We start from the raw sequence: 13,459 nt of genomic DNA on the forward strand, positions 1-13,459 counted from the left end.
TGAGAAGCTTTATGCTGACTTGGAAAAATCAGTCTTTTAGTTTATACAAGCCGTGTTTCTTGAAGTGCTTGGTGTTTACTGGATTGAGAAGGATTTTTTGCTAATTCTATGGTAAAGTCACGCTAGGGACTATGTGCAAAGTCTTTCATATCAGTTATTCGCAGTTAAACATCTGGGGGAAAAGGCTATGAAGTTGCAGACCGTGAAGGTGGAAGACGCGGTTGGTATGGTTCTAAGTCACGATTTAACCTAGGTAGTAAAAGGTGAATTTAAGGGTGTATTTTTTAAAAAAGGCCACATCATTAGGGAAATAGATATACCTGAGCTCTTAAAATTGGGTAAGGAAAATGTATATGTGCTCAGCCTTGAACCTGGTGACGTTCACGAGGACGAGGCCGGTATGCGCCTGGGGGCTGCAGTAGCTGGTCCAGGCGTAATGGCATGTATGCCGAAGGAAAGCCGGGTCAACCTTTTTGCTGACCGCGACGGTTTTTTGAAAATAAATATCCAGGCACTGGAATCCATAAATGAACTTCCTGACGTGATCTTATCAACGCTGCCCAACAACACCGTGGTAAACAAGGGTGACCTGCTAGCTGGAACAAAGGTGATCCCCCTGGTAGTAAATGAAATGACCATTGCCCGCGCCGAGAATATCTGCCGGCAGGCCTGCTGGATATTAGAAGTGGCGCCTTTCAGGAGTTATAAGGCGGGAGTGATTATAACCGGCAACGAAGTCTATGAGAAACGCATTCGTGACGACTTCGGCTTTGTGATCGCGGAGAAAGTTGAATCGTACGGCTCTTCGGTTATGAGAGTAGAGTATGTCCCAGACAATGCTGGCACGATTGCTGAAAAGATTAAGAAAATGGTCCGGGACGGGGCGGGAATAATTTTTGCAACTGGCGGCATGTCGGTTGACCCTGACGACGTTACACCCAACGCTATACGGATGTCGGGGGCGGTGGTGGAAAAATACGGCGCACCCGCTCTCCCCGGGGCGATGCTTATGCTTGCCTATCTCGACGATGTACCCGTTCTTGGTATACCTGCCTGCGGGATGTTTTTTAAGATCACAGTGGTAGACTTGCTGCTACCTAGATTGCTGGCAGGGGAAAGGATAACCAGGAAAGAAATTGTGGCTTTGGCTCACGGCGGGCTTTGCAGGATGTGCCCCCAGTGCAGCTACCCCAACTGTACTTTCGGGAAAGGGACATGTTTTTGAAAAGAAAGCGACCTCGCCTATGGTTATGGCGGAGGCCGCTTTCTTCATTTTACGATCAGTTTCCGGATAGCCTCTATGATTTGGTCCTTTTTGAAGATGATTACCAGTAGGATCAGGATTAAAAACAAGATGAAAGGGTTCATACCGGGGACCCCGGTATTTCTCCAGCCTCCTCAGGGGTACGCGGATGAATTGGGCGGGTAAGGCAGCGCACCCGGGTAGGCCGGGTAAACCGGTATAAAGACAGGCGTACCGTCGCTGATTTCAGCTCCCTGGATTGTACCGTCACCCTGCTGGTGTGTCTGGATCCACTTGGCGTAATGCTCCTTTAAATCCGCAGTCAGGGGGAAAATGAAAGCTGCTGGTTCTACAGAGTTGTTCGTCAATGGTTCATCACTTCCCGCTCAGTTTTTTCTAATCATGTATATTCTTACTAACAAAATATACCGGAAGCGCCGCATTGGTTACAGCTCAGACCATAAAGACTTGACAATGCGGTTTTTTGTTGGCATAACTTACCGGCTCAAGCAATATTTATAAACTGGGGGACAACCTGTGAATAAAACAGAACATCAATTTTCAGGCTGGCAGCGGGGCAGCGCGGGGGTATTGGAAGAGATCCTGCCTCTGCTTCCCGCCAATATCAGACGCTTGGTTATTTCCCTTGACCTGAAGCTAAAGGAGAAGGTAGAAGAAGTTAGGATCAGGCAGGGCAAACCGCTTTCTTTAAGTCTTGCAGAGGGTGACATCTTAATCAGCCGTGAGGGCAGACCTGCTCGCCAGGACAGTGACGCTTACCTGGTTACACCGGCTGATATGGAGAGTTTAATCAACCTGCTGAGCGGTTCATCTCTTTACGCTCTGGAAGAGGAACTAAGGAGCGGGTTTATCACCCTGCCCGGTGGGCACCGGGCGGGTATTACAGGAAAAGCCGTGCTGGATGGCGGCAAAGTAAAAACATTGAAGTATTTATCCTGCTGCAACATCCGTGTTTCCCGGGAGATTTATGGCGCAGCCTCGGAAGTGCTGCCGCAGATAATCAACAAAAAATGCGGGGGGATATATCATACCTTGCTGTTATCACCACCGCGCTGCGGTAAGACAACCATACTCAGGGACTTGATCAGACAAATCAGCAGCGGCGCTCCGGCCTATGGCCTGCCAGGCCTTACTGTCGGACTGGTTGACGAGCGCTCGGAAATAGCGGGATGCTGCAGGGGTATACCTCAGCGGGATGTCGGAATCAGGACGGATGTTTTGGACGGCTGCCCTAAAGCTGAGGGGATGATGATGCTGCTGCGGTCGATGGGCCCGCAGGTAATCGCCACTGATGAAATAGGACGGCGTGAAGACGCTGACGCGCTGGAAGAAGTCTTAAACGCAGGAGTCAAAATATTAACCACCGCCCATGGCTCTTCGCTGGCTGAACTCGCAGAAAGACCTGTTTTCAGCAATTTGATCCGCACCAAAACATTTGAACGGATTATCATCTTGGGCCGTTCCCGCGGTGTGGGGACCATAGAAGATATTATAGACGGCAAAAGTTTACGGTCACTGGGGGTGAAAAAATGATCAAACTGCTTGGCTCAGTTTTGATTGTAGCAGCCAGCGGTCTGGGCGGGATAGCTGTCGCCGGTAATTACTCCCGGCGTCCAAAGGAACTGAAGTCGATCAGGTCGGCCCTGCAGATGCTGGAGACAGAAATTTCCTATGGAGCCGCTCATCTGCAGGAAGCACTGAGCATGGTAGCTGAACGCTGTGATCAAGATGTTGCCTGTATATTCAGCAGAACTGCGGCGGAGCTTTCTGCGAGGACCGGTTTAACCGCCGCGCAGGCGTGGGAAAAATCCATCCAGAGCTATTACAAGGAGTCTGCCCTTAAAGCCCAGGACTTTTCAATACTGCGCAACCTTGGCGCTTCCCTGGGGATTTCAGACCGGACAGACCAAATAAAACATCTGCGGCTGGCAATGGAGCAAATCGGCAGTGAAAACCTCAGGGCTGAAGAAGAGGCCGCGCGTAATGTCAAGCTGTGGAGTTACCTCGGCTTTTTAAGCGGCTTTCTGGCAGTCATAATCCTTTACTAATAAAAGGGGGAACAGCAATGGGAAACAGTGTGGACCTGATATTTAAAATAGCCGGTGTTGGTATTCTGGTCGCTGTGCTGAACACAATTCTGAAACACGCTGGGAAAGAAGAGCAGGGCCACCTGGTTACCCTGGCTGGTCTGGCTATTGTTTTTATCTGGGTGATCCAATTGCTGGCCAATTTATTTGACCAGGTTAAATCGGTGTTCAAGCTTTTTTAACTGAGGTACTAACAATGGATGTGCTGCAAATTGTGGCCATAGGGCTGATCGCCACCGTGCTGGTGGTAGTGGTCAGGAGCCAGAGGCCGGAACTGGCGCTGCTCCTGAGTGTGGCAGCCGGAGTAATCATTTTTCTGCTTGTGCTCGGGAAGATCGGGTCGATCATGGACGTCATCAAGGATCTGGCGGCCAGGGCGGGGATCAACATGGTCTACCTTGGCACCATCCTTAAAATCATAGGGATTGCTTATATAGCTGAATTCGGCGCCCAAATCTGCCGCGACGCCGGTGAAGGGGCGGTAGCCACAAAGATAGAGTTTGCCTCAAAAATCCTGATCATGGTGCTGGCTGTCCCAATAGTGGTGGCGGTGCTGCAGGCTCTCCTAAAACTGGTACCGTAGAAAATGGACGTGGGACGTGGGCCGTGGGAAATGGGATGTGTGACGTGGGAAGGTGTAGGTGCGACTTTAGTCGGTTAAGGTCAGGGGACACTCCTCAATTTCAGGTGTTCCTTGTACTGACGAGGAATGTCCCCAATGGAATGTTCGGAAATCCGAACCTACAAGTTATGGGAAACAAAACATGGAAAATAAATCGAAGGCCGTAAGGCGTAGGGCGTAAACAAAGCAACGTAAGAAATATATACCGTAAGGTCGTAATCGTAAGAGTAATTTGGTTTAAAAGAGCAGTATATTCTCACCTCCCACGTCCCACGTCTCACGACTAAAAAGGAATGCAGGATGTATCTACGCCCTACGCCTTACTGCGAATGGTGGTGAGATAGTTGAGTAAAACGGGTATATTAATCGTTGCTTTATTGATAATTTTGGGGGCGCTTTGTGCGCAGCGGGCTGCTGCGGCTGCGGAAGGACAGGATGCCGAAACATCTTCTCTCGAAACATCTTCTCTGGACCTGAACAGCATCCAGGATTATGTGGACCAGGTGGACACCGCGGTTAGAGGCTCCCTGCCGCAGTTAAATTTTAAAGAAATGGTGATAAAGCTGGCTAAAGGGGAATTGAACTGGCAGCCGGCTGAGATTGTCAATAATATCCTGCGGCAGCTATTTAAAGAGGTCGTGGCTAACTTTGACCTTCTGGGCAAACTGGTGATACTGGCAGTGATCTGTGCGGTGCTGCAAAACCTTATTTGTTCTTTTGAAAAAGGTACGGCGGGCCAGCTGACCTATTCTGTAACCTACCTGGTGCTGATCAGCATTGCCGTCAGTTCATTTGCCCTGGCGGTCAACGCCGGCAGGGAAGTGGTCGACACCCTGGTAGCATTTATGCAGGCGCTCCTGCCGGTCCTGCTGACGCTGCTGGCGGCGGTCGGGGGTGTGGCCTCGGCGGCCATATTCAGCCCGGTTATTCTTGCCACCCTGGGCGTGTTCGGCACATTGATCAAAAATATCATTTTACCGCTGATATTCCTGGTTGCCGTTCTCGGGATAGTCAGCAACCTGACCGAGCGTTTTAAGGTGACCAACCTGGCCGACCTTTTGAAGAGCCTAGCCATGGGCCTGACGGGGGTTTTTACCACTATTTTTTTGGGTGTGCTGGCGCTGCAGGGGGTTGCCGGCGCTGTTGGCGATTCAGTTGCGTTCAGGACGGCGAAATATGGGGTGAAAGCTTTTGTCCCCGTCGTTGGCGGTATGCTTTCAGACGCCCTGGAGGCGGTGGTAAGTTCTTCTCTTTTAATAAAAAACGCGCTGGGCATCGCCGGCATCGCCGTAATTGGCGCAACGCTATTGGTCCCTCTATTAAAAATACTTACGCTGGCCTTTATTTACAAGCTGGCCGGTTCGTTAATCCAGCCGATTGCCGAGGGGCAGATGGTTGACTGTCTGAACGGCCTCGGCAACAACCTGCTCCTGGTTTTCGCCGCGGTGGCTACCGTGGGGCTGCTTTTCTTTTTTACAGTAACAATTGTTGTAGGTGTCGGGAATATCACCGTAATGTTCAGGTAACAGCGAGGGGGGATTAGGTGGAGGTAATCCGAAATCTGGTGCAAAACCTGATTGTTATAATAATCCTGGCCATGTTCCTGGAAATGCTCCTGCCCGCGGGTGAAATGAGAAAATACGTAAAAATGGTCATGGGCCTGCTTATAATCATAGCGGTAGTCCAGGCGGTGGGAGATCTGGCCCGTTGGGATTACCAGGCGGATTTGCCTTCCCTGGCCCAAAAAGCTGACGAAAAAACTGCCGCCGGTATCTTGGAAGCGGGGAAAAAGATTTCCAGCGAGCAGCGGCAGAAAGCGGTTGAGCAGTACAGGGAAGGGCTGGCCAATCAGATTATGGCGCTGACCCGCACTGCTAGGGATACAACTGTACTGGGTGTGGAAGTAAATGTCCAGTCAAAAGAAAGTGAACCGGATTTCGGCCGGATCGATAAGGTGGTTTTGTACGTGGCCAGGGAACCCGGTACGGCAGAGGAGAAAAAGAGTGTTTCTGCCGGGGAAGTGGCGCCTGTGGTTGTGCGGGTAGCCGGCAGGAATAACCCAAAGGAAGACAAAGCCGGCGGCGCCGGCCCGCCAAAGGAAATTACAGATGCTTTGATCGGCAGTGTAGCCAGTTTTTACAACCTGAGTCCGGAGCAGGTAAAAGTTATGTACAGGTAAGAGAGGTGTTGATATGAGAAAGCTACTGGATTTGTTTGGTTTTGGCGGCAAGAGTGAGGATGGTTTTTTCGCCAGGGAAAAAAACCGCCGCAACCTCTGGTTAGCAGGCCTTGCGGCTGTTGGCGTGGCTTTGCTGGTCCTGTCCGGGATAAACGGCGTTAAAGCGGGCGGCCAGCAAGATGTTGTGCAGCAAACATCTCCCGCGCGCGAGCACTTTACCGGCGGCATGACTGCGGAAGAAGAACAACTGGGGAAAAAGCTTTGCGAGATGCTGAGACAGGTGGAAGGCGCGGGCAGGGTGGAAGTCTCCGTGCGCCTGTCCGGCTCAACCAGGTCTGAATATGCCGTTAATGTGACCACCGGTAAGAAGACTACCCAGGAGAAGGACCAGGCCGGCGGGACACGTGTAACCACGGAAGATTCGGGCAGTGAGCAGCTGGTAATGAACCGCGGCGGTAACGGCGGAGAGCAGCCTGTAACCGAGAGAGAGGTTGCGCCTCAGATAGCGGGGGTGCTGGTGGTTGCCGAAGGAGCTGTTGACTCCAGAGTTAAAGCAAAAATATTCGCGGCGGCGCAGGTGGCCCTCGGGGTGGAACCTCAGAGGATTCTGGTTCTGCCGATGGAAAGGAGGACATAAATGATTTCCTTGGTAATTAAGAAACGAACAATTTCTTTGATCGTTCTTGGTTTGCTGGGCCTGGCTTTACTCACAACGTTCCTGTTGGGCAACCTGTTTTCAAACAAAAGCCCGTCCCAGGAAATCCCTACGGCTAATTATTCCACGGGAGTGGTAACTATTAAAGACGTAGCCCCGCCCAAATCGTCACTGCCGGCCGGCGACGATTTCTTTGTGGAGTACAAACTTGAAAGGGAGCGCACAAGAGGTCAGAGCGTCGAATGGCTGCGGGAAGTGATCAATAACAACAACTCAACCAGCGATGCACGGCAAAAAGCCCAGGAGCACCTGATGGCCATAAGCAGGAATATGCAGAAAGAAAGCGAACTGGAGAGCCTGCTGAAGGCAAAGGGCTTCAGAGACGCGGCAGTCCTGGTGGATGACAGGGCGGTAACCGTAGTTGTCGGAGCAGCGTATCTTTCTACTGGTGAATCCTCTCAGATTATTGACCTTGTTGTCCGGGGAACCGGTGTGGATTCGCAAAATATTGTCATAATAACAAAAACATAAACTCTAATTCAACTAAAAACAAAATTGTGGTATTGCTGGGTATCTTAACACATAATTCTGTATACTTGTATTACCGGATCTTATATAATGTATATTTTTAATACATATTGTATACTTTTCGCAAAGATGTTTTCAAAAAGATTATAATTAAATATAATTGTTTATGGGTCTAATATTTAATCAGGTTGTGTACCGTTATGAGCAGCCTGATTTTTATATTATTCCAATGCAAGGGGGGAAAACTTTGGAACACAGGGTAGGAATTACTGACACTACTTTGCGCGATGCGCACCAGAGTCTTTGGGCTACCAGAATGCGTACCTCGGAGATGCTGCCGGTCGCCGACCGACTGGATAAAATCGGTTACCACTCCCTGGAGGTTTGGGGTGGCTCGACCTTTGACGTTTGTTTAAGATATCTGAATGAAGACCCGTGGGAAAGGCTTCGTCAACTGAAGAAGAATATAAAGAAGACCCCTCTCCAGTTAATGTTGAGGGGGCAGTCGCTGGTAGGATACCAGCAGTACCCTGATGACGTGGTTGAGGCTTTCATCACCAAGGCGGTGGAAAACGGCATCAGTATTTTCAGGTTTTACGACGCCCTGAATGATATCCGCAACCTGGACACGGCGATACATTCCACCAAAAAGGCGGGCGCGCATGTCCAGGCGGCGATGGTATATACGGTCAGCCCCATTCACACCATACAGCACTATGTCGATTTGGCCCTGCAGCTGGCTGAAATGGGCGCGGATTCAATCTGTATCAAGGACACGGCGGGACTTTTGGCCCCCTATCAGGCCTATGAACTGGTCAGGACTCTTAAAAAGAATATAGACCTGCCGGTACAGCTCCACTGCCACTATATTGGCGGGCTGGCGGTAGGCACCTATTTGAAAGCGGCTGAGGCGGGAGTTGATGTGATTGACACAGCAACCGTTCCCCTTGCTTTCGGCCCCTCGCAGCCTCCGGTTGAAACTGTGGTGCGCGCCCTGCAGGGGTCTCCTTATGATACTAAACTTGACATACACAGGTTGTTTGAGATAGCGGAGTACTTTGAAAAGATCAGAAGAGAAAACGGATATAAACGTGGCGTTACCAGGATTAACGATATGCGCGTCTTTGACCACCAGGTGCCGGGCGGCACCATCTCCAACCTGGTTACCCAGTTGGAGGAACAAAAAGCGCTTTACCGGCTTGGTGAGGTGTTGGAGGAGATCCCCAGGGTGCGGGAAGATCTCGGCTATCCCCCGCTGGTTACCCCTACCAGCCAAATTGTGGGAACTCAGGCTGTGCTGAATGTGCTGACGGGAGAAAGGTACAAACTGGTCCCCGGGGAGGTCCGCGACTATATTCAAGGCTATTATGGCAAACCTCCCGCTCCAATTAACAAAGAAATAGCCAGAAAGGTGCTCGGAGACCGCGAACCTATCACCTGCCGGCCGGCTGACCTGCTGGAGCCCAGGATGGAGAAGTTAAGAAATGAAATGATTGACCTGGTGACAGGGGAAGAAGATATCATTTCTTACGCCTTATTTCCTCAGGTTGCGAGACGCTTCTTTGAAATGAGGCGCAACGGCCGTTATAAACCGGAACTGCCGCTGAAAAATGAGAAGCCGGCAATTCAGGAAAAAATTGCCCTGCCCCCGCCGAAGCAAAACTCAGCCCAGGCCGAGAAAAGCACCCAGACGGCTGCGGTGCCCGCCATGCCGGCAGAAAGAGAGGTTGTCAGAAAGACATCCGAAAGGGAGGTTGACGACATGAACATCTCAGACGTAAAAGATTTGATTAAATTTATAGATGAAACTGATATTACTGAGGTATCACTGGAAAGTACCGGGGTAAAACTGGCGATCAGAAAAGGCCACGTTTACGCGGCTGAACCAGCCATGCTCCCCAGCCGCACGCAGTCCCCGCCTGCGCTCCCGGAAAAACACGAGCCGGCAGCCGCCCCTGTTGAGGCAAGTAAGGAAAAAGACGCGGGGCTGACTCCGGTGCCGGCCCCGATGGTCGGGATGTTTTACCGCTCTCCCGCTCCTGAGGCCGCGCCCTTTGTCAGGATCGGTGACAGGATCAAGAAAGGGCAAACCCTCTGCATCATTGAAGCCATGAAACTGATGAATGAGATTAAGTCGGAAGTTGACGGAGAGGTAATGGATATTAAAGTCGAAAACGGACACCCGGTAGAATACGGCCAAACCTTGTTTTTGGTTAAAGAGTAAAAAAAATAGACAAGTATTAATGAGATAATGTTTAAAAAGGAATACAGAATTCAGGAGTCAGGATACAGAAGTATTTTTAAAATCCTTTTATTCTGAATTCTGACTGCTGACTCCTGACTACATTATTTTCAATACTGTTTTTCTACTGGATACTTTGGAGGAAAGAGATGTTTAAAAAGATACTGATTGCCAACCGGGGAGAAATCGCGATCCGTATTATCAGAGCCTGCCGGGAACTGGGCATTGAGACTGTGGCGGTGTATTCCGAGGCGGACCGCGACAGCCTGCATGTGTGGTGGGCTGATGAGGCCTTCTGCATTGGCCCGGCGCCCTCCCTGAAAAGCTATCTTAATTTTAACAATATTATCAGCGCGGCGCTTGTTTCCGGGGCGGACGCCATTCACCCCGGGTATGGATTTTTAGCTGAAAACGCTGATTTTGCGGACGTTTGCTCTAAATGTGCCATTACTTTTATCGGGCCGCCGGTTAAAGCCATCCAGCACATGGGCGATAAAGCTTTGGCCAGAAAGACCATGATTAAAGCAGGTGTCCCGGTGGTGCCGGGATCAGAGGGTGTAATTAGAAATATAGAGACGGCTGCGGAACTGGCGGATACAATTGGCTACCCGGTAATCATCAAGGCCAGTGCCGGAGGCGGCGGGCGCGGCATGAGGATCGTCCAGAACCAAACAGAGCTGAAAAATGCTGTGAGCACCGCCAGGTCGGAATCCCAGGCGGCTTTTGGCAGCGATGAGGTTTATCTTGAAAAGTATGTGGAGGAGCCCCGGCACATCGAATTCCAGATCCTTGGTGATATGCGCGGGAACTTGATCCACCTGGGTGAGAGAGACTGCTCGATCCAGCGGCGCAATCAAAAAGTCGTCGAGGAAGCCCCGTCTTCCGCCCTTACACCGGAGCTGAGGAAAGAGATGGGGGAAACAGCGGTCCGTGCCGCGCGGGCGGTAGACTATTACAGCGCCGGCACTGTGGAATTTCTGCTGGACAAACACCTTAACTATTACTTCATGGAGATGAACACCAGGATCCAGGTGGAACACCCTGTTACCGAGCTGGTTACAGGAATTGACCTGATCAAAGAGCAAATAATGATAGCCTCCGGTGAAACGCTGAAACTGGCCCAGGAAGAAGTGACCATCAGGGGACACGCTATTGAATGCAGGATTAATGCTGAAGACCCCGAGCACAACTTCAGGCCCACCGCGGGCAAGATCGATACCTATATCACACCGGGCGGGCCGGGGGTGCGGATAGACAGCTCGGTTTACGCCGGTTATACCATTCCTTCATTCTATGATTCTCTGCTGGGAAAACTGATCGTTTGGGGCAAGGACAGGGAGGAAGCAATCGCCCGGATGCAGCGGGCGCTGCAGGAGTTCGTGATCAAAGGTGTGCCGACGACCATTCCTTTTCACCAGTTGGTCATAAAGAACGCATTTTTCCAGCGCGGTGAGATTTACACAAACTTCATTCAAAGGCGAATTTTGAGCGAATAAGAATTATTTGCGTTAATTTACCAGGCTTGCTATAATAAACATGTCGAAAACCATTGGATAATCCAATTATTTAGTAGTTTTAGCGGACATGTTCAGTTTTTCAAAATATTTATTACCTGATGGAGGTGCTAATGTGGACCCCAATGCAATTGTTCGCGAAGAACGCACAGGGTTGGGCTCAATCAGGATTGCGGATGAAGTGGTTAAAGTAATCGCAGGCCTGGCTACAATCGAGATTAAGGGAGTAGCCGGGATGAGCGGCGGCCTCGCGGGCGGTATAGCGGAAATGCTGGGCAGGAAGAACCTGGCTAAAGGGATTAAGGTTGAAGTAGGAGAAAAAGAGGCGGCAGTCGATCTTTTTGTTATAATGGAATACGGTATCCGTATTCCGGATGTGGCGGCCCAGATTCAGGAGAGCGTCAAAAACGCTGTGGAGCGGATGACCGGACTGATTGTGGTTGAAGTGAATGTGAATGTGCAGGGTGTCGCTTTTGCGTCTGAATCCAGGGAAGAGGAGCACAGGGTAAGATAACCTCGTTCAACCCCCTCTTAAAGGGGGTTGATTTTTAAAGGAGGTGCAGAGGATTGGTTCTTTTTGACCGTATCTTATTAGCGGTGTACTCTTTGTTTTTTACTGTGGTGTTCATCCTCTTTTCAGCGGTAATGCTTGGCTGGCCGGTGCCGTTATTTTTGCTTAAGGACATATTTTATCCCGGCAGGCCTGAAATTTTTTGGCCATTAATGGTTATCTTGATTTTAGTTGGCGGCCGCTTGTTTTGGTCCAGCCTGCATAAGCCCAGGGGAAGGCACGTTGTTTTAACTGAAAGTGCTCTGGGTGAGATTAAGGTATCACTGCACGCCATTGAAGATTTGGTGGAAAAAGTGGCTGCTCAGATTAACGGGGTAAGAGAAGTGACTTCCCAGCTTTTTGCCGTGCCCCAAGGCGTGGGTATCAGAATTAAGGCCTCCGTCACACCGGATGTAAACGTTCCGGCAGTGTCTGTTGAGGTGCAAAACCTGGTTAAAGAGCGGGTGTTTGAGGTTACGGGCTTATCAGTAAGCAACATTAGAGTTACGATTGAGAGTATTTCTGCCAAAAAGCCAAGGGTTGAATAAACCCCGAAAGTGAGGTGGGCTCATATGGGGTTTTTTCAGGAGACATTGGAAAAACACCCAGGAAAAATAATAGGTATCCTGCTTGGACTTATTTTCGGCTGGCTTGCTATTAAATATGGGTTTTTCAAGGCTCTTTTTGTGGCTGTCTGCGTTACTGCCGGCTATTTTATCGGCAAGAGACTTGATGAAAAAGTTGATTTTAAGGAAATGTTTAAGAGGTTATTTGGTGAATAATAGTTAAAGAGGTTTAAAAGGGATAATATATATGTATTACCCTTTATCTTATTGGGAGGATGCCTGATGAGCAGAAGACTCGCCAGGGAAAGGGCGCTCCAGGTCCTTTTTCAGGTTGATGTGGGCGGCGCCGACCCTGATACGGCGCTTCGGCAGATGGATGAAGACTTTGGCGACTTAACAAAAAACAGTGATTTTATTAAAAGGCTGGTCTATGGGGTAATTGAGAATTTAAAACCCATAGACCGGATTATTTCTAATGTGAGTAAAGACTGGAGTCTCAGCAGGATCGCCAGAGTGGACAAAAACATAATGCGGCTGGCCTTATTTGAGATGCTTTATTGTGATGATATTCCAAGCGGCGTGTCTGTGAATGAAGCTGTTGAAATGGGTAAGACATTCGGGGGCAAGGACTCCGGCAAATTTATTAACGGTATACTGGGAAAGGTTATGGAAAGCCCCGAAGAGTATACTCCGTCAAAAACGATATAAACACCGGAAGCCACCAGATGGTGGTTTTTTGGTTGAACAAAACCATAATGACAGCGGCAGGCAGGATAAATGGCATTAACATAGAATAAACATGCTACATTGAGTCTATTTTATTAATAATATGGGAGATAGTGTTGTATGTACAAGATTTTGAGAAAAGAAGTCCTGGCCCCCACCCTGAACCTGTTTGAAATACAGGCGCCGCTGGTGGCCAAAAAAGCCAGGGCAGGGCAGTTTGTAATCCTGCGCCTGGACGAGTCAGGCGAGCGGATTCCCCTGACCATCGCCGATTTCGACAGCGAGAAAGGAACCATCACCTGCGTCTTCCAGGAAGTCGGCAAAACCACCAAACAGCTGGGCGCACTGGGCGAAGGCGACTGCATTAGAGATTTCGTAGGCCCCCTGGGCCTGCCTTCACACATCGAGAATTACGGCCGCGTCGCCTGCGTCGGCGGCGGCGTGGGAGTCGCCCCCGTGCATCCTATCGCCAGAGCCTTAAAAGAAGCCGGCAACCGGGTCACAGGCATCATCGGCGCCCGCACCA

16 protein-coding genes and 1 pseudogene are annotated in these 13,459 nt (G+C 50.1%); 16 read left to right on the plus strand and 1 reads right to left on the minus strand.

Going from position 1 to position 13,459, the window contains the following annotated elements:
- The first annotated feature begins 334 nt into the window (after positions 1–334).
- Complete coding sequence (locus Pmgp_RS17640; protein ID WP_345789158.1) at positions 335–1,225, plus strand: molybdopterin-binding protein; 891 nt, start codon at positions 335–337, stop codon at positions 1,223–1,225.
- A 173-nt stretch (positions 1,226–1,398) separates the two neighbouring features.
- Here the strand turns inward: Pmgp_RS17640 and Pmgp_RS17645 are convergent, their stop codons facing one another.
- Positions 1,399–1,611, minus strand: a complete 213-nt coding sequence (locus Pmgp_RS17645) for a hypothetical protein (protein ID WP_134215758.1) — start codon at positions 1,609–1,611, stop codon at positions 1,399–1,401.
- 169 nt (positions 1,612–1,780) lie between these two features.
- On the opposite strand from Pmgp_RS17645, the gene spoIIIAA reads away from it, so the two are divergent.
- The 15 genes and pseudogenes from spoIIIAA to Pmgp_RS17720 form a co-directional block, all read left to right on the plus strand.
- Positions 1,781–2,797 (plus strand): stage III sporulation protein AA, encoded by a 1,017-nt coding sequence (spoIIIAA, locus tag Pmgp_RS17650; protein ID WP_134215760.1) that lies wholly within the window; start codon positions 1,781–1,783, stop codon positions 2,795–2,797.
- Positions 2,794–3,312, plus strand: coding sequence for a stage III sporulation protein SpoIIIAB (gene spoIIIAB, locus Pmgp_RS17655; protein WP_134215762.1), 519 nt, complete (start codon positions 2,794–2,796; stop codon positions 3,310–3,312). Before spoIIIAA ends, spoIIIAB begins: the two co-directional genes overlap by 4 nt.
- A 17-nt stretch (positions 3,313–3,329) precedes the next feature.
- The gene (gene spoIIIAC / locus Pmgp_RS17660; RefSeq protein WP_134215764.1) at positions 3,330–3,533 is read left to right on the plus strand and encodes a stage III sporulation protein AC; all 204 of its coding nucleotides are present in this window, start codon (positions 3,330–3,332) and stop codon (positions 3,531–3,533) included.
- A 14-nt stretch (positions 3,534–3,547) separates the two neighbouring features.
- Positions 3,548–3,934 (plus strand): stage III sporulation protein AD, encoded by a 387-nt coding sequence (spoIIIAD, locus tag Pmgp_RS17665; RefSeq protein WP_134215766.1) that lies wholly within the window; start codon positions 3,548–3,550, stop codon positions 3,932–3,934.
- A gap of 383 nt (positions 3,935–4,317) precedes the next feature.
- Positions 4,318–5,499: a stage III sporulation protein AE gene (gene spoIIIAE / locus Pmgp_RS17670; protein ID WP_243119943.1), complete on the plus strand. Its 1,182-nt coding sequence runs from the start codon at positions 4,318–4,320 to the stop codon at positions 5,497–5,499.
- 17 nt (positions 5,500–5,516) lie between these two features.
- Entirely contained in the window at positions 5,517–6,152 is a 636-nt protein-coding gene (spoIIIAF, locus tag Pmgp_RS17675; protein ID WP_134215768.1) for a stage III sporulation protein AF, read from the plus strand.
- Positions 6,153–6,165: 13 nt separating this feature from the next.
- A complete protein-coding gene (locus Pmgp_RS17680) occupies positions 6,166–6,789 on the plus strand; it encodes a hypothetical protein (RefSeq protein ID WP_134215770.1) in 624 nt (207 codons plus the stop codon).
- Positions 6,790–7,338 (plus strand): SpoIIIAH-like family protein, encoded by a 549-nt coding sequence (locus Pmgp_RS17685; RefSeq protein WP_134215772.1) that lies wholly within the window; start codon positions 6,790–6,792, stop codon positions 7,336–7,338.
- Positions 7,339–7,582: 244 nt separating this feature from the next.
- Positions 7,583–9,559: an acetyl-CoA carboxylase biotin carboxyl carrier protein gene (accB, locus tag Pmgp_RS17690; protein WP_134215774.1), complete on the plus strand. Its 1,977-nt coding sequence runs from the start codon at positions 7,583–7,585 to the stop codon at positions 9,557–9,559.
- Positions 9,560–9,726: 167 nt separating this feature from the next.
- Positions 9,727–11,073, plus strand: coding sequence for an acetyl-CoA carboxylase biotin carboxylase subunit (gene accC / locus Pmgp_RS17695; protein WP_134215776.1), 1,347 nt, complete (start codon positions 9,727–9,729; stop codon positions 11,071–11,073).
- 133 nt (positions 11,074–11,206) lie between these two features.
- Positions 11,207–11,605, plus strand: coding sequence for an Asp23/Gls24 family envelope stress response protein (locus tag Pmgp_RS17700; protein WP_243119944.1), 399 nt, complete (start codon positions 11,207–11,209; stop codon positions 11,603–11,605).
- Positions 11,606–11,658: 53 nt separating this feature from the next.
- Positions 11,659–12,189, plus strand: coding sequence for an alkaline shock response membrane anchor protein AmaP (amaP, locus tag Pmgp_RS17705; RefSeq protein ID WP_134215780.1), 531 nt, complete (start codon positions 11,659–11,661; stop codon positions 12,187–12,189).
- Between the two features lie 24 nt (positions 12,190–12,213).
- On the plus strand, positions 12,214–12,423 hold the full coding sequence (locus Pmgp_RS17710) for a DUF2273 domain-containing protein (protein WP_134215782.1): 210 nt from the start codon (positions 12,214–12,216) through the stop codon (positions 12,421–12,423).
- A 66-nt stretch (positions 12,424–12,489) separates the two neighbouring features.
- Entirely contained in the window at positions 12,490–12,915 is a 426-nt protein-coding gene (gene nusB, locus Pmgp_RS17715; RefSeq protein WP_134215784.1) for a transcription antitermination factor NusB, read from the plus strand.
- A 138-nt stretch (positions 12,916–13,053) separates the two neighbouring features.
- Positions 13,054–13,459: pseudogene (locus tag Pmgp_RS17720) on the plus strand (sulfide/dihydroorotate dehydrogenase-like FAD/NAD-binding protein); the annotation flags it as partial.

The sequence above is a fragment of the Pelotomaculum propionicicum genome (assembly GCF_004369225.1).
GTDB lineage: Bacteria > Bacillota > Desulfotomaculia > Desulfotomaculales > Pelotomaculaceae > Pelotomaculum_B > Pelotomaculum_B propionicicum.